The following is a 16330-nucleotide window of genomic DNA, read 5'->3' on the forward strand; positions in this document are numbered from 1 at the left end:
CGAGGAAAACCATGCCACTTGCCTTTTCCCCCACCGCCGTTCCCGTCGTCGTGGACGATGCGAAATGCATCGCCGACAAGGGATGCACCGTCTGCGTCGACGTCTGTCCGCTCGACGTGCTGCGCATCAGCGATCTTACCGGCAAGGCCTATATGAAGTTCGACGAGTGCTGGTACTGCATGCCCTGCGAGACCGACTGCCCGACCGGCGCGGTGAGCGTCAACATCCCCTATCTGTTGCGCTGACATGAGTGCCTTCGATCCATTCGAGGATTTCGGCGACACCGAGGAGATCGCGCCGCGCCTTGGCGATGCCGACGCGGCCGTCAGGCGCCTTGCCGTCATCGACCTTGCCGAAACCGCAAGCCCGGAGGTGCTGCCGCATCTTCTCGCCGCTGTCTCCGACGGGGATGCGAGCGTGCGCCTGCAAGTGGCCATCGTGCTCGCCGATTTCGACACGGTCGAGGCGGCGGCCGGGCTTTGCACGCTGGTGGCGGATGCGGACGCGACGGTGGCCCAGGCTGCGGCCGACAGCCTCGCGGAACTGAAGGACGCCGCGGCCGCGGCCGCCATTCTGCCGTTGGTTGCCCATGACAGCGCTTTCGTCCGGGCGGCCGGTTTTCGCGGGTTGCGCGCCTTGCGCGCGCCTGTGGCACTCGGCGCTGCGCTCGCCGCCATGCGCGACGAGAACGCCGACGTGCGGGCGGAAGCGCTCGGCGTGGTCGCCTATCTCAAGCTGGAGGAAACGCTGCCGTCGCTCATCGCTGCGACCCGTGATGCGGGCGCCGCCGTCCGCGCCGTCGCGGTCAATGCCTTGTCGTTCACGAGCCAGCTTGCAGCGGCTTCCGCGGTCGTCGCGGCCTTGCAGGATGCGAGCTGGCAGGTGAGGGCGGCGGCGGCGGAATCGCTTGGTCGGATCGGCCATGTTTCGGCCGTTGACGGCCTGGTCGCCGGGCTCGCCGACGACTTTTGGCAGGTTCGGCAGAAATGCCTGAACGCGCTCGGAAAGCTCAAGGCGCAGCCGGCGGCGCGGCAGATTGCGGCCCTGCTGGCGAGCGACATGCCGTCGCTTCGCAAGGAGGCGGCAGCCGCTCTTGGCGAAATCGCAGATCCCGCCACGCGGGACGCGCTGATGGGCCACATATCCGATGCCGATCCCGACGTGCGCAAGACCGTGCGCTGGGCTTTGACGCGGATCGGCTAGAAGGCGGCATCAGCTGCCGGTCTTCGACACCATGTCCAGCAGCGCCTGCGGGCGCTCGATGCGGATGTGGCGCGGGGTCACGGTCAAAAGGCCGTCCTTATGGAATCGCTTCATCATCATGGTCACCCATTGGCGCGTCGAGCCGACCATGGCCGCGATCTGGTCATGGGTGACCTTGGCGTTGATGATGATCGCCCGGCCGTCGAGCACGCCATGCAAGTCGCCGAGGTTGATCAGGAACTGCGCCAGGCGTTCGATGACGGAGCGGGTGCCCAGCATTTGCGCCATCGCCGAATAACATCGCCCCTTGGCGGCCAGCCCTTGCAGAAGACAGAGGGCGAAGGTCGGCATCTCGACGAGCAGGGTCTTCAGCGCCGGGGCGGGAAGGAACAGAATGCGGCAGCCGCTCAACGCCTCCGCCGACCAGATATGCGCCCCACCGCCGGTCATTTCCGGACCGCCGATGAAGTGCCCCGTCGTCCAGTAGGCCAGCGTGATCTCTCGGCCGGACGGCGCGGTGTAGAACACCCGCACTTGGCCGGCATCTATGATGAAGATTCCGCCATGCGTGTCGCCCTGGGTGAAGATCGCCTTGCCAGGCAGGAAGGAGAGCTTGCGGCCGTGCGCCCTCAGCCTTTCCCGCTCCTCGGGCGTGAGAGCGTCGAGGAAGTGCGCCCCTTCATCCAGTCCTTCGACGCTCTCGCTGAGAAAAAGCGCACGGTCGCCGGGAAGGACGACCTGTCGGGGAAGGTCGGGGGCCGGCTCGTGATTCTGGCGGGATGTTTCGCGGGCGGCCGCGCGGACGTCGAGGCTCATGCGATCTCCTTCCCATTGTGATCGCGTTCTAAAATATATGTATTCTATCAATTAAGAAGGAAAATAATTCCGACTTCGAGGCTAAGCCTGAAAGAATGTCGCGGCCCGGGCATCTGGAGCATTTTCACCGGAGCGAGATGAGTTCGCGCGGCGGCCTGTTCATGGTTTACACCCACCGCCAGTACCTCGTCAGTTCGAGAAAGATCGGCCGGCTGCGGCCCTCTTGGCAACAGAGCCCCCGATCTCATATCTTCCGGCAACATAAAAACGATCAACCGCACGGCGGCCAGATACCGATTGATCGCCCCATAGAATCGCTGCATGCGCTTCTGCGCGGCAGCGCTCTCAAGCAGCAACTCAATCGGCGATCTCACCTTAACTTGAATCCGGATGCGCGTTGAACATGCTGGCCCACAATGGATCTGTGAAAAGCAGTCCGAACGCGGTCCGTGGCAAGACCGGCCGCATCGTCATTTTGGCTACTGGCTGCTCAAGATCATCTTCGACGTTTCGGACGCGCCGACGTTCAGAATAGCGACGAAGTCCCTGAGCATCTGAACCCGGCGCGGACGGAAGCTCTCCTCAGCCATCTGGATATCGGCGATCCGATCGACGCGGAACTTTCGGAAATCCTGGCGCAGACAACACCAGGCAAGCAGAACCAACACCCGCTCCAGATAGACGATCGCCAGCGGCAGCACTTGCCGGTCGGTTCGTTGCTGTTCTGCGTCCACATAGCCTATCACCACGGCGCGCTCTTGCCAGCAGGCCTCGCGCAAAAGGCCGACATCGGTAATTGGCGGATCGCGGCGTCCGAAGCGATAGACCTGGGAGGCGGTATGCAGCGCCTGGCGTTGTAGTCGGTCGGGCAGCGTTGCCGTGACCTTCGAAAGCACGGCACCTGCGGCCGCCGCGAGGGCGGGTTCACCCATATGCTGCACCTCGGCAAGGCCGAGCACCAGAGCTTCGATTTCAAGCCGTGTGAATGTCTGCGGCGGCAAGGCGATGTCTTCCGTCAGCCGGTAGCCGAAGCCGCGCTCGCCATCGATGACGGCGCCTGCGGCGCGCAGGCTGTCGATGTCCCTATAGAGCGAACGCAACGATACGCCGGTCTCCTCGGCAAGGCGCGCGGCCGTCACCGGGGAGGGGAGAGTGCGAAGCGCCTGAAGCAGGCGGAACAGACGATCACTGCGGGCCATGACGAAGAGAATAAACGAAGCCTACTGACGGAAAATGGCAGTTGGCCGACTGTACAAGATCCCCATTGCCAAACGCAATCGAGGATCCAGACTATGCTGACGCTCTTTCACGCCCCCCGCTCGCGCTCGTCGCGTATCGTCACCCTGCTTCGCGAACTCGACGCCATCGACAAGGTCGCGATCGAGATCGTCGACATCACCCGTGGCGATGGCAGCGGCCACAAGGATCCGAGGAACCCGCATCCGGAAGGCAAGGTGCCGCTGGTCGTCCATGACGGCGTCGTGATCTGGGAGAGCATCGCGATCATTCAGTACCTGACGGATCTCTTCCCGGAAAAGAAAATGGCGCCGGTTGCGGGCGACCCGCAGCGCGGTCGGTATCTCAGCTGGCTCGCCTGGTATGCTGGTGTGGTCGAACCGGTGCTGATCGCACAGGCAGCCGGGCTCTCGCATCCTTTTGTGGATGCTACCTTCCGTGGCCCGGCGGAACTGGCGGCACGCCTTGAGGCCGCGCTTACGGATAGCCCCTATCTGATGGGAGAGCGGTACACAGCTGTAGATCTGCTGCTGCATTCGCCCTTTGCCTGGTACCCTGCAGCGGCGCCGGATAGCCACGTGGTCAAGGCCTGGGTGCAACGGTGCGGCGAGCGGCCTTCGCTGCAATGGACCACCGACTATGAAACCCGCACCGTGGTTGCGGCCTGATCGCTGGCACTGGCCGCTCCGACCGCGCGGGCATCGTGGTGCCTGTGTCGATCGGCGCGGCTCTGTTGGGCGTCGGCTCTGTGGCGGCGGCTTTCACCAGCAATATCTGGCAGTTCGCCACGATTTCGGCGGTGATCGGCCTCGGCTCTGCCGCCAGCTTCTCGCCGTCACCTTCGCCGCCTCGGGCGCGGCCAGATTGGCGGCCTGTCGCCACGCGGCATTGTCGCCGACCGGCGCTGTTGCGCCGCCAGCCGGCCCGAAGGCACCGAATATCGAAGGGCCAGCGGGTTTAGCTGTGGGCAATGCCGGTTTTGCCATCATACGGCCGTTACCGACTGCGATTGGTAGTCGCGAAACGACGAACACAGATCGCGCCCGTGATTACTTGGCGGATCGGAAAGAGAACATCGATGCGGCGGTTTGGACGCGGGCGCGTTGCCCGTCGTATTGGCGTCGGCGCGCTGTTGGCTGCGGCTGTGTCGCTGGCCTCGGGCGCAGCGTATGAAGCAATCGCACGCCGGGGTGCCGCCACGGCGTTCCCGCCGCCCGGCAAGCTGGCCAAGATTGGCGGTCGTCGCATCCATATCGATTGCAGGGGCGACGGCTCGCCAACCGTCATCTTGGAGGCTGGTGCGGACACGAGCGGATCAACGCTCTGGTATTCCGTGATGCAAGCCGTTTCGCAGACCACCCGTGTCTGCTCCTATGATCGCGCCGGTCTCATGTGGAGCGATTCCGGCCCACGACCTCGCGACGGCGAGGCCATCGTCGCCGATCTGCAAAAGGCTCTCACCGCGATGAACGAGCATGGTCCATACGTTATGGTTGGCGCATCGCTCGGCGGTCCTCTCGTCATGCTCTACACCAAACACCACCCCGCCGACGTTGCCGGCGTCGTGCTTGTCGATAGCGCGCATCCCGACCAGATCACCCGGCTTGAAGAAGCATCCGGCGTCAAAGACGATCCGGCGCCCTTCCTCTTTCGGGTTATCGCGAGTCTTGCATGGACGGGTTTGCCCCGCTTGCTCTTGCCGGTTCCCGAACTGCCCGAGCTACCTAACCGCGTAGCGGCCGAGGTCGACGCCTATCAAGCTTCGTCGCTGCGCGCCGCGCTTGACGAGGCCGTCGCGATGCCGGCGATCTTCCAGCAGGCCGGCACCTTTCGCGATTTAGGGAGCCGGCCGCTTGCCGTCCTTTCGCACGGCAAGCAGTGGCAGGACTACACTGCCGACCAGCAAGCCGTCGCCGGCATGGGCCGGGAGCAATTTGAGCGCCATGAGGCCGCATGGGCGAAAATGCAAGACGAGTTAACGGCGTGGTCGCGCGACAGCACCCACCAGATCTTGCGCGATTCAAGCCATGTCGTGCAGTTGGAACGGCCCAACGCGGTGATCGCAGCAATCACCGAAGTCGTCGGAAAAGTGCGCGATGAACGCAATGGATCCGATCCAGTCTGCGCGTCGTCTGGCCTTGCCGTTGTGCCGAGAAATAGATTGTGTCTTTGAGCGGGCGCCAGGCCAAGCTCAGGCTTGATGATCTGATTTTCCCTTCATGCGTAAGCAGCCTTGCTTGGCCGATCGCCTTGTGGCCAGAGTATGCCGTTCTACCGTCGCACGTGCGCGACGGCTCCTCAATTGGCTCAAGGAGGGCTGGCTAAACGGCTTTGTCCACCGTTCACCCGGCTGAGGAAAACGACGAGAGACTTCGCTCGCGATGGCCTGCCAAGATCTTTTCTCTATGATACTGGCGATCCGTTGACCGAGGAACCGGGTAATGTTGCTTAAGAAGCTCGCTTATGAACCATTCGAAATGATGGATTTGGACCGAAGCGGGGCCGAGCCTTCTCCGATGGTGGTCAAGCTGATGCTGGGGTTCTGGGCGACAGAGTTTTTGATGTCCATGGCGCTCTGGATACTTCTCGGCGTCAATCCGTTGAATTACGTGCCGATCAAGATGGCGGTGTTGCTGATATCGCTCCTGTTGACGTTTACCTTGACCTGGGTTCTCGCGTCCGTTGGAACGCCAAGCATCATCTCTAAGATATTTCTATCATTCCCTATATCCATCCTGGCAGCATTGGTGGCGGCGTCAGCGGAGTTTGGGCTCTTCCATGCTGTCGATCCATCGGTTGCGGTTGAGTATGATCAGGAAAACTTCTGCTATACGCTTTTTTATGAGATATCGCTGTTCCTTGGTTGGTGCTGCTTCTTCATTGCCCATATGTATAATCAGGAAGCCCGTGCCCATCAGCGGCGGTCCGCCATATCGCGTGAAGAGGCTTTGAACGCCAAGCTTCAAGCCTTGCACTATCAGATCAACCCGCATTTCCTGTTCAACACCCTCAATTCCATCGTCGGCCTGATCGAAGAAGGTGCCTCGACGCATGCCAGCCTCATGGTCGTCTCGCTCTCGTCGTTCCTGCGCAAAGTGCTCGAGCTCGACCCGCTCCGCGATCTGACATTGGCCGAGGAGGTTGCGCTGGAAACAGAGTATCTCAGGATTGAGCAGGAGCGCTTTTCGGATCGGATGAGCGTCTCGCTCCAGATACCCAGAGAGCTTGGAGATGCGCTTGTTCCTAGCCTCATCTTGCAACCCTTGATCGAGAATGCGATCAAGCATGGGCTCCACTTTTCATCCGGATTCTTGAAAATAACGATCGCAGCCGCGCAAAAAGGGGAAACCCTGGTTCTCTTCATCGACAATGTGACACAGGCGCCGATGCCGTTTCATACGGCCCCTCGCTCGGACCTGGGGATTGGTCTTGCCAATGTCGAGCAGCGCATTCGCGCCCGCTTTCCACAGATGGGATCACTGATCGCCGGCCCGATCTCCCCGACGCATTTTCGCGCAACGCTTACCATGCCTTTACGTACGGCCAAACGCCCAGACACATCCAGCGAGCTCGCATCTTGATGGTCGCCGCCAGATTGGCCTGATCGAGAAGGAGGAGCCGTTGGGATCTTTGACGATCCCTCGACTTCGTGGACACCTTTGCTAAGCCTGTAGGGGCGTGGAGGTGTTTGATGTGAATAGGCATGGAATAAGGCCCCTGCAAATGGGATGATCGGCATCCAAGCGGGGCTCTGGCGCAATCTCGATGACATCAGCGCGCGTAGCGGTAAGCGACGGTCCAATCCTTATCCTGCAGGATAGGATAGAGTTTATCTACAGCCGCGCGCGGCCGGGCAAAATCGGCTTCACCAAGACCATCATCGAACTTGGCCATCACGCTCACCGGCACCCCACTCGGTCTGGCGGAGTGAATTTCTGGACAGGGAGGAAACCTCTCGCCGACTCGACCAGATCGCATGGCCCACGTTTTTGCGCTACGGCCGAGGCGCCTATCATCCACTGTATAAAGCGGCTTACGCCAAATACATCGATTTTCTAAGTGCTTATGTCAGGTGATAGAGTGCCGGCGGTTCCAACCTCTTCAAGGGCTTTAAAAACAAGTCATATCCGTGCGTGGCCCACTGTCCATCGCGGAAATCGTGTATGCCACCGGCTTTACAAGCGCCGGGCATTTTTCCCGCACCTTCAAGACTGCTGATGGTGAAATCACCGCCGGCGCCCGCCGTTGACTAATTCGAAAGGCGCTCGGCGACCAGCGCTGGAATTTCCTTTAGTGCAAAGGCGCGGAATGCGGCGGCGATGGGGGAGGGTGGAACGTCGCGCCGCTCGACCAGCCCGACCCGGCGGCTTGCCGCCGCATCGGCGAGTTCCAGCGCCGCTACGCCTTCATGCGCGCCATGCATGGTCAGCGACGGCAGGATGGTGAGGCCGAGCCCTGCCTTCACTAGCGCCACCAGCGACGTGACGTTGTAGACATTGATCAGCGATTGGCCCGCCAGCCGCTTGTAGTCCTCCGCCTCGATCCTGTCGGACGCGCCATTGCGGATCAAAGTCGTTGCGTTGAGATCGTCCCATTCGATGGGCCGGTCAAGACGGCAGAGATCGTGGTCTTCCTTACAGAGCAGCATGAACCGATCGCTGAACAGCGGCGTGAACTCCACTCCACCGCCGGCACGGCTTTCGCCGGCAATCCCGATATCGGCAACGCCGCTTTCCACCAGCCGCCGCACCTGCGCGCTGTCGATGTCGAACAGCTCCACCTGCACTTGCGGCCGGGTTTCGAGAAAGCGTTGCAGGATCGGCGGCAGCACATTCGTCGCCACCGACGGCACCGAGGCGATCGACAGGCTGCCGATGCGGCTGTGCGCGAAGGCGCGCATGATGCTGACAGACTTGTCGAAGCTGCGGATCTGCTCGCGGCCGAGATCGAGCATCAGGTTGCCGAGCGCCGTCAGGCTGTTCTTGCGGTCGGTCTGGAACAGTGGCCCACCGATCTCGTCTTCCAGTTGTTTCAGCGTCATCGACACGGCTGAGGCCGTGCGGCCAACGGCATCGGCGGCGTCCTTGATGTTTCCGCTCTCCGCCACCGTGACGAAGACCCGCAATGCTTCCAGCTTGATCATGGTACCAACTTCAATTCTTCTGAAATTGATAACAGAAATATCCGCTTGATTGAAGTGCTGTGCCGGCGGATTTTCGTCTCAACAGAATGGAGACCGCACATGGCAGAACGTTACGCCAACCTGATCGGCGGCAAATGGAGGCAGAGCGAACGCTTCCACGAGAACCGCAATCCGTCTGACCTCACCGATCTGATCGGTCTCTATGCGCAGGCCGATGCCGCCGACGTCGACGAGGCGGTTGCTGCCGGTCGTGCCGCGATGCCGGCCTGGCGGGCCGTGGGTCTTGAGCAGCGCCAGGCAATCCTCAACCGCATCGGCATGGAACTGATGGATCGTTCCGCCGAGCTTGGCGAACTGCTCTCGCGCGAAGAGGGCAAACCGCTCGCGGAAGGTCGCGGCGAGGTGTTCCGAGCCGGTCAGTTCTTCACCTATTATGCGGCCGAGGTGCTGCGGCAGCTCGGCGAGAACGCGGATTCCGTGCGTCTGAGCATCGAGATCGACATGCGCCGTGAGCCCATGGGGCTTGTCGCCGTCGTCTCGCCCTGGAACTTCCCGACAGCGACCGCCAGCTGGAAGATCGCGCCGGCACTCGCCTATGGCAACACGGTCATCTGGAAGCCGGCCAACGAGACGCCGGCCTCCGCCTGGGCACTTGCCGACATCATCCATCGGGCTGGCCTGCCGGATGGCGCATTCCAGCTTTTGATGGGGCCGGGCGCAGTCGTCGGCAATGGACTTGCGAGCCATTGCGGGGTCGATGCGATTACCTTCACGGGGTCCTACGAGGTTGGCTGCGAGGTCGCAGTCGCTGCCGCCGCAAACCTCACAAAGTTCCAGCTGGAACTCGGCTCGAAGAACGCGCTGCTCATCATGGATGACGCCGATCTCCACCTCGCGGTCGCGGCCTCCATTGGCGGCGGCTATTCCGGCACGGGGCAGAAATGCACGGCCTCCTCACGCCTTGTGGTGCATGAGAAGGTCCACGACGTTTTCGTCGAGAAGCTTGCTGCCGCCGTTGCCGCGTTGAAAGTGGGGCATGCGCTCGCGGACGGCACGCAGATCGGGCCGGTGGTGAGCGAACGCCAGCTTGCGGCGAACCTCGCCTGGGTGGACCGCGCCCGTTCCGCCGGCGCGGAGGTTGCGGTAGGGGGTGAACGCCTCCAGCTTGCCCATGACGGCTTCTACATGGCGCCGGCACTGCTGACCGGCACGACCAACGCCATGGACTTCAATCGCGAGGAAATGTTCGCGCCCATCGCCGCGGTGCAGAAGGTCTCTTCCTACGAGGAGGGGCTTTCCGTCGTTAACGACACGCGCTTCGGCCTCGTCGCCGGCATCTTCAGCCGCTCGCTTGCCCGCACCACGCATTTCCGACGCCATGTCGAGACCGGCTGCGTCACCATCAACTTGCCGACGGCGGGGACGGACTATCATGTGCCCTTCGGCGGGCGGAAGGATTCGAGTTTCGGTTCACGCGAGCAGGGCCGTTCGGCGGCCGAGTTCTACACCCAGGTCAAGACCGCCTACATCCGGGCGGGGGAGCCGGAGTAAGGCCATGGACACAAAGATCGCCAGCCCCCTCGTCGATTGCCTGCAATATGCCAACTGGAGCCCGAGCGTCTTTACCGAGATGCGGGCGGGCGGGGTGCATGCCGTGCATGCCACCATCGCCTATCACGAGAATTTCCGCGAGACGGTGGCGAACATTATTGCCTGGAACCGCCATTTCGAGCGCCACGCGGATATCATCTTCCCCGGCCGCTCCGGCAGCGATATCGAGCGCGCGATGCGGGAAGGGCGCACGGCCATCTTCTTCGGCCTGCAGAACCCGTCGCCGATTGAGGACGACATCGGCCTGATCGAGGTCTGCCACATGCTCGGCGTGCGCTTCATGCAGCTCTCCTACAACAACCAGTCATTGCTTGCCACCGGCTGCTACGAGGGGGAAGATCCGGGCATTACCCGCTTCGGCCGGCAGGCCATTGCCGAGATGAACCGGGTCGGCATGGTCATCGACATGAGCCATTCCGCCGAACGCTCCACTTTGGAGGCAATCGAGATTTCTACGCGCCCGATCGCCATTACCCACGCCAATCCGCACTGGTGGCATCCGGCGCTGCGCAACAAATCCGACACCGTATTGAAGGCGCTGGCGCAGTCTGGCGGCATGCTCGGTCTGTCGCTCTATCCGCATCACCTGAAGGACGGGTCGAACTGCACACTGGAAAGCTTTTGCGCCATGGTCGCGGAGACGGCCTCGCGCTACGGCGCCGAGCATGTCGGCATCGGCAGTGATCTGTGCCAGGACCAGCCGGATTCGGTCGTGACCTGGATGCGCAACGGCCGCTGGTCGAAGGCGACGGACTACGGCGAAGGATCGGCGGCAGCGGCGGGTTTTCCCCGGCAGCCGCAATGGTTCAACAGCAATGCGGATCTCGGCAACTTGCGCCACGGCCTGCGCAATGTCGGCTTTTCCGAAGAGGAGGTCGGCGGCATCATGGGCGGCAACTGGCTGCGGTTCTACACTGCGTCCTTCGGGCCGATGCCATGACCAGCCGGGCGCTCGACCTCACCACAGGACCGGCGCTGGCGCTGCGTTCGCCGGACGTCGTCATGCGTCTGCGGCGGATGGGCGCCTCCTTCCCGACGCGGCTCAGCTTCCTGCGCAGCCTGATCCGCCATCTTGCCGCAAGCGGCACGACGGTCCGCCGCCCGGTCTGGAGCATGGACGATGCAGGTTTCGGTGATGCCATCTATACGCTCACGCTCGGCGGGCATGATTACAGCCTTGTCGCCTTCTCCTGCCCGCTTCCCGACGACCAGCGCTCCGACCGCGTGATCGCGGAAGCCTGGGATACGAGCTACGTGCTCTATGACGGCATTCCCGACGCCGCCGAGATCGACCGGCTGCGGGCGAATGCCCCGCGGCAGGAGGCGGGCCGGTTCGGTGCGCGCGATCTGGTGCTGAGCCGCGCCAACAAGTCCGTGCGTTTCTTCGAGCATGTCGCCGACAGCCTCGCCCACGGCCGACAGCCGGATCGGCAACGCCTCGGCGAGGTCGGCTACCTGCTGCGCACCACCGCCGTCTACGGCAACGGCAAGTTCGGCATTGCCGATCGTTTTGTGCTGGCGGAACGCGACGGGCTCGACAGTCCTTTCCAGGCGGAGATGCTGACCGTCTGGCTGATTCGCGAATTCTCCCATGACCTCGTCGAACATGTCGCCCGGTGCAGAGCGCCGGAAACCTTCGTGCCACTTGCGCCGGACCTGCGCCGCCATATCGGTGTCGGCAATTCCACCGGCCTCGGCATGGCGCCGTTCCTGGCGAACCATCCGGTGCTTTTGAACAACTGGGTCCTCGCCCGCGAGACCGCCTTGGCGCGGGTGCGGGCGAAGCCCTGTCTGGATGCGGCGGCGCTGAACCGGCTCGCCGATCTCTGGCGGCAGGCGGCGCTGCATCTCGATCAATGGTCGGTTGAAGATAGTGCATTGATGGCGCGCATCCTGCTTCTCCGAGGGGAATGGGTGCAAGCCGAAGGCTGGATTGATCCGGCAAGGCTGCTCGCCACCTCGTTCCCGGTCGCGTCATTGCTGGATCGTTCGCAATCGCTGTCCGAGGACTTCCAAGAGCTGCTGGCCGCGCTCGTCATCGAAATGGTGGGCGCGGAGAACGACGACCTTGCGGACGGCATGGCAGCCGCGCGGGAAGGCGCGCTTGAACCGGGCATGCGGGCCGCAGCCCTCCGCGGTCTCCTGCACGACCACTACGGCTGGGCCATGGCCATCGCCTTCGACGCGCCAGCCGAAACCGCCCAGTTCTGGTATGTCTCGGAGGAGAAGCTGGAACCCCGCCTCGGTCGTCGCGACGCGGAGCCCGGTGCGGATCTGGAGCTGCCGCTTGATATCGCCCGGCAAGTGCAGTGGCTAGCCGCCGACCTTGCGGATGCGCCGGGCGAGCAGACCGTCGCCGCCTTCCTTGCCCGTTTCCCGCAGCACCGTCACATGGTTCGCCGCATCCAGACGACGGTGGCCGCGCCCTATGCGGAAATCCGCGACAACCTGCTGTCGGATCGCTGCCTGCCGATCGATATGTTGCGCTGCAAGCTCGCCTTCTTCGGCGCTTCGAAGTTCGACCCGCGCTCGGACCGCTGGACCCGCATCACGCTCTTCCAGGGCGCCCCGACGGCTGGCGAGATCACGGCCGGCGAAACCGACGATTGCTGGCTTCCGGTGCTGCCATGAAGACGATCCTTCTTTCCTACAACGAAGTGCAGTCGCTGGCCCGCAAGGCGGCCAGTGGCGCGGGACTGCCCCATGGCGTCGCGGAGGAGATCGGCCACGCAGCCATCTGGCTCTCGGCACGCGGCGTCGATGCCATCAGGATCGTCGTCGATGCCCTTGGTGACGATGCGCGGGGCAGGCAGGCGGTTCTCCGGGATCAAGCGGCCGTTGACGCGCTGTGCTGCGGCGAAGCCGAGCAAGTCTGGCTCCGGGATCGTGAATACGGACTGCTGCTGATCGGCCTTGCCGGCGCGGCGGCGATTGACACAGGGCTGAGCCTCGCCGTGCAGCAGGGAAATGGCGATCTCATGCCGCTCGCCCGGGTGAGCGATGCCGGCGGCCTGCTACCCGCTATGAAGACCTTGCGTCTTATGCCTGACGATGACGCGCCCGCCTGCTCCGGAACGCCGCGTCCAACGGCGACCGATGCCGCTGCCTACGCGACAGCGCTTAGACTGGCAGCCAGGACCTACGTGCCGGCTTCGGACCTGTCGCGCACCCAGGGCGCCGGCGCCGGTACTACCGACAACGATTGAGGATGTTTCCATGACGGACCGGATAATGACGCTCGCCGCGATCGAGCACCTGTGCCTGCGCGCCTTGATGGCCGCGGGCGCCAGCGAGGCCAATGCCGCCGCCGTTGCCCGCTCGACGATGCTGGCGGAGCGCGACGGTATCCGCAGCCACGGCCTGCTCTATGTGCCGATCTATGCGGAGCATGTGCGCGCTGGCAAGGTCGATGGCATGGCGCAACCCGTCGTGTCGCGCCCGCGCCCCGGCGCGGTCGTCGTTGACGCAGCAACCGGCTTCTCCCATCCGGCAATCGATGCCGGCTGGGAGAAGTTCATCACCGCCGCGCGCGAAAATGGCGTCGCCGTGATGACGGTGTTCAACTCCTACAATTGCGGCGTGCTCGGCCACCACGCCGAGCGCATCGCCGAAGCCGGCCTGGTCGGTCTTTGCACCACCCATGCGCCGGCCTCTATCGCTCCACCCGGCGGCCGCGCACCGGTCATCGGCACCAATCCTTTCGCCCTCGGCGTTCCCGATGGCGGGGGCGGGGCGGCACTCGTGCTCGACCAGTCGGCGAGCGTGGTCGCGAAATCGGAAATCCTACTGCGGTCCCGCGAGGGCAGGCCCATCGAGCCCGGCTGGGCGCTCGATGCGGAGGGCGCGCCGACGGTGGATCCGGCCGCCGCACTTAAAGGATCGATGTTACCCGCCGGCGGGCACAAGGGCTTCGGCGCCGGATTGCTTGTCGAAATCCTGGCCTCCTGCCTGTCGGGGGCGGTCCTCAGCAAGGATGCCAGCCCGTTTTCCGGCACGGCGGGCGGCCCGCCGAAAACCGGCCAGTGTTTTATCACCTTCGACCCTTCAGCCTTCTCCGAAGGGTTTTCGCAGCAGGTCGCAAGCCTCCTTGGCGCCATCGCCTTGCAGGACGGCGCGCGGCTTCCCGGTGGTCGCCGGAAGGCGGCACGCGAGCGGACCGAGCGCGACGGCGTGCCTGTCGATCCGGTGCTGATCGAACGGATCGAAGCGCTGTTCAACTAAAGTTTTTCTGAAGTCCGGATCAGTTATTTCGGTTTGATAAAAGTCGCCGCTTTCGACATCGTAACCATTAAGACCACGATAACCACAACAAAGGGAACGGACATGAAGATCAAGACATCCATTCTTGCGGGCGCCTGCCTGTCCTGCATGGTTCTCGGCGGCAACACCGCACAGGCTGCGGAATGCGGCACGACCGACCCCATTACCGTCGCCGAAATGACCTGGCTTTCCGCCGGCACGCTCGCCTATGTGACCAAGGCGATCCTGGCCGAAGGCTACGGCTGCACCGTCCAGATCGTGCCGGGCGATACGGTGCCGACCGCATCCTCCATGCTGGCCAAGGGCGAGCCGGATATTGCGCCGGAGCTCTGGGTCTCCACCGTCAAATCGACCTGGGACCAGATGCTGGCGAAGGGCACCGTCTACAAGGCGGGCGATATCTTTGCGAGTGGCGGCCAGGAGGGTTGGTGGATTCCGGACTATGTCGCCGAGGCGCATCCAGAAATTCGCTCCGTCACTGACCTTAAGGACAATTGGCAAGTGTTCGAGGATGCCTCGGCCACCGGCAAGGGTCGCTTCTATGCCTGCCCACCCGGCTGGGGCTGTGAGATCATCACCAACAACCTCGTCAAGGCGCTGGGCCTGGAAGAGACCTACGAGGTCTATCCGACCGGTTCCGGCGCCAACCTGAAGGCGACCATCGCCCGCCAGGTGTCGCGCAAAAAACCCTTCATCGGCTGGTACTGGGGGCCGACCGAGGTGATCGGCAAGTACAAGCTGAAGGTGCTCGAGATGCCGGCCTATGATGCGGCCAAGTTCACCTGCCTCACCGATGCGAAGTGCGAGAAGCCGGAACTCACCGGCTGGGCGGTCGGCGAAGTCGCAGTTGCAGCGACGACCAGCCTCAAGGAAAAGGCCCCTCCTGTCGCCGAGTTCCTGTCGAAGATGCAGGTTCCGAATGCCGAGATCAGCGACGTGCTGGCCTGGGGCGACGACAACAAAGCCTCGCCGGAAGAGGTCGCGGCATATTTCTTCAAAAACTACGAAGCGATCTGGACCAAGTGGGTGCCAGCCGATGTCGCCGAGAAGGTCAAGGCCTCGCTCTGAGGCCCACCTTGTGGGGACGGCGCAATCCCCCGGTTGCGCCGTCCTTGCAGCCTCCCTTTGCCGATGGCTTGCGCCGCGGTGTGGCCGGCAAGAGACGTATCCTGAAAGGCTTGTGCCGTGGCAGACAATTTCCCCGAGCTCATTGACACCCGCGGCCTGCGCTTCGCCATCGACGATGGCTTCAGCTGGATCGTGGCGAACTACGGCGACATGTTCGAACGGCTGCTGATGCCGCTGCTCAAGCTGCTCAGCGGCATGGAGACCTTCCTGCAATGGCTGCCCTGGTACGTCACCATCGCCGTCATCGCCGCCTTGACCTATTCCGCATCGCGCAGCCTGAAGGCGACTGCCGGCGCGGCAGTCATGCTTGTCTTCATCGGTGCGCTGGGTCTGTGGAACGACGCCATGGCGACGATCGCGCTCATGCTTGCCGCGACCGTCGTGGCCGTCGTGATTGGCATTCCACTCGGCATCGCGATGGCGCGCTCGGACTGGCTGCGCTCGATGGCCCTGCCGCTGCTCGACATCATGCAGACGCTGCCGATCTTCGTCTATCTCATCCCCTTCGTCATGTTGTTCGGTCCCGGAAAGATCCCGGCCATCCTCGCCACCGTGTTCTTCGCCATTCCGCCGGTCATCCGGCTCACCGATCTCGGCATCCGCCAGGTCGATAGCGAGGTGGTCGAGGCGATCGTCGCCTTCGGTGCCACGCCCCGGCAAAAGCTCTTCAAGGTGCAGATCCCGCTCGCCCTGCCGACGATCATGGCCGGCATCAACCAGACGACGATGATGGCGCTTTCAATGGTGGTCATTGCGTCGATGATCGGTGCAGGCGGTCTCGGCTATCAGGTGTTGCAGGGCATCCAGCGGCTGGAAGTGAGCCGCGGCCTCATCGCCGGCATCGCCATCGTCTTCCTCGCCGTGATCTTTGATCGCATCGCCCAGTCCTATGGACGACGTGCCCAGAAACATCTTGCCAGCGGGGAGTGAGGC

General features: G+C 63.2%; 17 protein-coding genes. 12 read left to right on the forward strand and 5 right to left on the reverse strand.

All coding sequences use genetic code 11. The features are described from left to right. Positions 1 to 11 precede the first annotated feature (11 nt). On the forward strand, positions 12 to 245 hold the full coding sequence (locus BSY16_RS24675) for a 4Fe-4S dicluster domain-containing protein (RefSeq protein WP_069062449.1): 234 nt from the start codon (positions 12 to 14) through the stop codon (positions 243 to 245). A 1-nt stretch (position 246) separates the two neighbouring features. Then, positions 247 to 1203, forward strand: a complete 957-nt coding sequence (locus BSY16_RS24680; RefSeq protein WP_069062450.1) for a HEAT repeat domain-containing protein — start codon at positions 247 to 249, stop codon at positions 1201 to 1203. A gap of 9 nt (positions 1204 to 1212) precedes the next feature. Here BSY16_RS24680 and BSY16_RS24685 read toward each other — a convergent pair whose 3' ends face one another. The 3 genes from BSY16_RS24685 to BSY16_RS24695 form a co-directional block, all read right to left on the reverse strand. Beyond that, a complete protein-coding gene (locus BSY16_RS24685) occupies positions 1213 to 2019 on the reverse strand; it encodes a Crp/Fnr family transcriptional regulator (protein ID WP_069062451.1) in 807 nt (268 codons plus the stop codon). A gap of 47 nt (positions 2020 to 2066) precedes the next feature. Further along, positions 2067 to 2342, reverse strand: a complete 276-nt coding sequence (locus BSY16_RS24690; protein WP_150130140.1) for a hypothetical protein — start codon at positions 2340 to 2342, stop codon at positions 2067 to 2069. A 156-nt stretch (positions 2343 to 2498) separates the two neighbouring features. Then, positions 2499 to 3218: a helix-turn-helix transcriptional regulator gene (locus BSY16_RS24695; RefSeq protein WP_069062453.1), complete on the reverse strand. Its 720-nt coding sequence runs from the start codon at positions 3216 to 3218 to the stop codon at positions 2499 to 2501. Between the two features lie 93 nt (positions 3219 to 3311). On the opposite strand from BSY16_RS24695, the gene BSY16_RS24700 reads away from it, so the two are divergent. The 3 genes from BSY16_RS24700 to BSY16_RS24710 all read left to right on the forward strand — a co-directional run bounded on the left by BSY16_RS24700 (position 3312) and on the right by BSY16_RS24710 (position 6836). Next, positions 3312 to 3923: a glutathione S-transferase family protein gene (locus BSY16_RS24700; protein WP_069062454.1), complete on the forward strand. Its 612-nt coding sequence runs from the start codon at positions 3312 to 3314 to the stop codon at positions 3921 to 3923. Between the two features lie 410 nt (positions 3924 to 4333). Then, positions 4334 to 5428, forward strand: a complete 1095-nt coding sequence (locus BSY16_RS24705) for an alpha/beta fold hydrolase (RefSeq protein WP_069062455.1) — start codon at positions 4334 to 4336, stop codon at positions 5426 to 5428. Between the two features lie 268 nt (positions 5429 to 5696). After that, complete coding sequence (locus tag BSY16_RS24710; protein ID WP_083243109.1) at positions 5697 to 6836, forward strand: sensor histidine kinase; 1140 nt, start codon at positions 5697 to 5699, stop codon at positions 6834 to 6836. 190 nt (positions 6837 to 7026) lie between these two features. Here BSY16_RS24710 and BSY16_RS32955 read toward each other — a convergent pair whose 3' ends face one another. Both BSY16_RS32955 and BSY16_RS24715 read right to left on the reverse strand, forming a co-directional pair. Further along, positions 7027 to 7149 carry a hypothetical protein gene (locus tag BSY16_RS32955; RefSeq protein ID WP_286157337.1) on the reverse strand — a complete coding sequence of 41 codons (123 nt, stop codon included), beginning with the start codon at positions 7147 to 7149 and terminating at the stop codon, positions 7027 to 7029. A 355-nt stretch (positions 7150 to 7504) separates the two neighbouring features. Further along, entirely contained in the window at positions 7505 to 8398 is an 894-nt protein-coding gene (locus tag BSY16_RS24715; RefSeq protein WP_069062456.1) for a LysR family transcriptional regulator, read from the reverse strand. A 99-nt stretch (positions 8399 to 8497) separates the two neighbouring features. Between BSY16_RS24715 and BSY16_RS24720 the strand changes: the two genes are divergently transcribed. The 7 genes from BSY16_RS24720 to BSY16_RS24750 all read left to right on the forward strand — a co-directional run bounded on the left by BSY16_RS24720 (position 8498) and on the right by BSY16_RS24750 (position 16327). Further along, positions 8498 to 9949, forward strand: coding sequence for an aldehyde dehydrogenase family protein (locus BSY16_RS24720; protein WP_069062457.1), 1452 nt, complete (start codon positions 8498 to 8500; stop codon positions 9947 to 9949). Between the two features lie 4 nt (positions 9950 to 9953). Then, positions 9954 to 10949, forward strand: coding sequence for a membrane dipeptidase (locus tag BSY16_RS24725; protein WP_069062458.1), 996 nt, complete (start codon positions 9954 to 9956; stop codon positions 10947 to 10949). Further along, complete coding sequence (locus tag BSY16_RS24730) at positions 10946 to 12640, forward strand: hypothetical protein (protein WP_069062459.1); 1695 nt, start codon at positions 10946 to 10948, stop codon at positions 12638 to 12640. Before BSY16_RS24725 ends, BSY16_RS24730 begins: the two co-directional genes overlap by 4 nt. Next, positions 12637 to 13215, forward strand: coding sequence for a DUF3726 domain-containing protein (locus BSY16_RS24735; RefSeq protein ID WP_069062460.1), 579 nt, complete (start codon positions 12637 to 12639; stop codon positions 13213 to 13215). Before BSY16_RS24730 ends, BSY16_RS24735 begins: the two co-directional genes overlap by 4 nt. Before the next feature lie 10 nt (positions 13216 to 13225). Next, on the forward strand, positions 13226 to 14230 hold the full coding sequence (locus tag BSY16_RS24740; RefSeq protein WP_069062461.1) for an Ldh family oxidoreductase: 1005 nt from the start codon (positions 13226 to 13228) through the stop codon (positions 14228 to 14230). Positions 14231 to 14332: 102 nt separating this feature from the next. Beyond that, positions 14333 to 15337 carry a glycine betaine ABC transporter substrate-binding protein gene (locus BSY16_RS24745; protein WP_069062462.1) on the forward strand — a complete coding sequence of 335 codons (1005 nt, stop codon included), beginning with the start codon at positions 14333 to 14335 and terminating at the stop codon, positions 15335 to 15337. Positions 15338 to 15454: 117 nt separating this feature from the next. Beyond that, positions 15455 to 16327 (forward strand): ABC transporter permease, encoded by an 873-nt coding sequence (locus BSY16_RS24750; protein WP_069062463.1) that lies wholly within the window; start codon positions 15455 to 15457, stop codon positions 16325 to 16327. Positions 16328 to 16330 lie beyond the last annotated feature (3 nt).

The organism is Sinorhizobium sp. RAC02 (assembly GCF_001713395.1).
Classification (GTDB): domain Bacteria; phylum Pseudomonadota; class Alphaproteobacteria; order Rhizobiales; family Rhizobiaceae; genus Shinella.

Bases quoted from the DNA above. Each gene is read 5' to 3' on its own strand.
- BSY16_RS24695 (WP_069062453.1), bottom strand. From the start codon at position 3,218: ATGGCCCGCAGTGATCGTCTGTTCCGCCTGCTTCAGGCGCTTCGCACT.
- BSY16_RS24675 (WP_069062449.1), top strand. From the start codon at position 12: ATGCCACTTGCCTTTTCCCCCACCGCCGTTCCCGTCGTCGTGGACGAT.
- BSY16_RS24730 (WP_069062459.1), top strand. From the start codon at position 10,946: ATGACCAGCCGGGCGCTCGACCTCACCACAGGACCGGCGCTGGCGCTG.
- BSY16_RS24725 (WP_069062458.1), top strand. From the start codon at position 9,954: ATGGACACAAAGATCGCCAGCCCCCTCGTCGATTGCCTGCAATATGCC.
- BSY16_RS24715 (WP_069062456.1), bottom strand. From the start codon at position 8,398: ATGATCAAGCTGGAAGCATTGCGGGTCTTCGTCACGGTGGCGGAGAGC.
- BSY16_RS24720 (WP_069062457.1), top strand. From the start codon at position 8,498: ATGGCAGAACGTTACGCCAACCTGATCGGCGGCAAATGGAGGCAGAGC.
- BSY16_RS24690 (WP_150130140.1), bottom strand. From the start codon at position 2,342: ATGCAGCGATTCTATGGGGCGATCAATCGGTATCTGGCCGCCGTGCGG.
- BSY16_RS24685 (WP_069062451.1), bottom strand. From the start codon at position 2,019: ATGAGCCTCGACGTCCGCGCGGCCGCCCGCGAAACATCCCGCCAGAAT.
- BSY16_RS24740 (WP_069062461.1), top strand. From the start codon at position 13,226: ATGACGGACCGGATAATGACGCTCGCCGCGATCGAGCACCTGTGCCTG.
- BSY16_RS24700 (WP_069062454.1), top strand. From the start codon at position 3,312: ATGCTGACGCTCTTTCACGCCCCCCGCTCGCGCTCGTCGCGTATCGTC.
- BSY16_RS24745 (WP_069062462.1), top strand. From the start codon at position 14,333: ATGAAGATCAAGACATCCATTCTTGCGGGCGCCTGCCTGTCCTGCATG.
- BSY16_RS32955 (WP_286157337.1), bottom strand. From the start codon at position 7,149: ATGGCCAAGTTCGATGATGGTCTTGGTGAAGCCGATTTTGCCCGGCCG.
- BSY16_RS24680 (WP_069062450.1), top strand. From the start codon at position 247: ATGAGTGCCTTCGATCCATTCGAGGATTTCGGCGACACCGAGGAGATC.
- BSY16_RS24705 (WP_069062455.1), top strand. From the start codon at position 4,334: ATGCGGCGGTTTGGACGCGGGCGCGTTGCCCGTCGTATTGGCGTCGGC.
- BSY16_RS24710 (WP_083243109.1), top strand. From the start codon at position 5,697: ATGTTGCTTAAGAAGCTCGCTTATGAACCATTCGAAATGATGGATTTG.
- BSY16_RS24735 (WP_069062460.1), top strand. From the start codon at position 12,637: ATGAAGACGATCCTTCTTTCCTACAACGAAGTGCAGTCGCTGGCCCGC.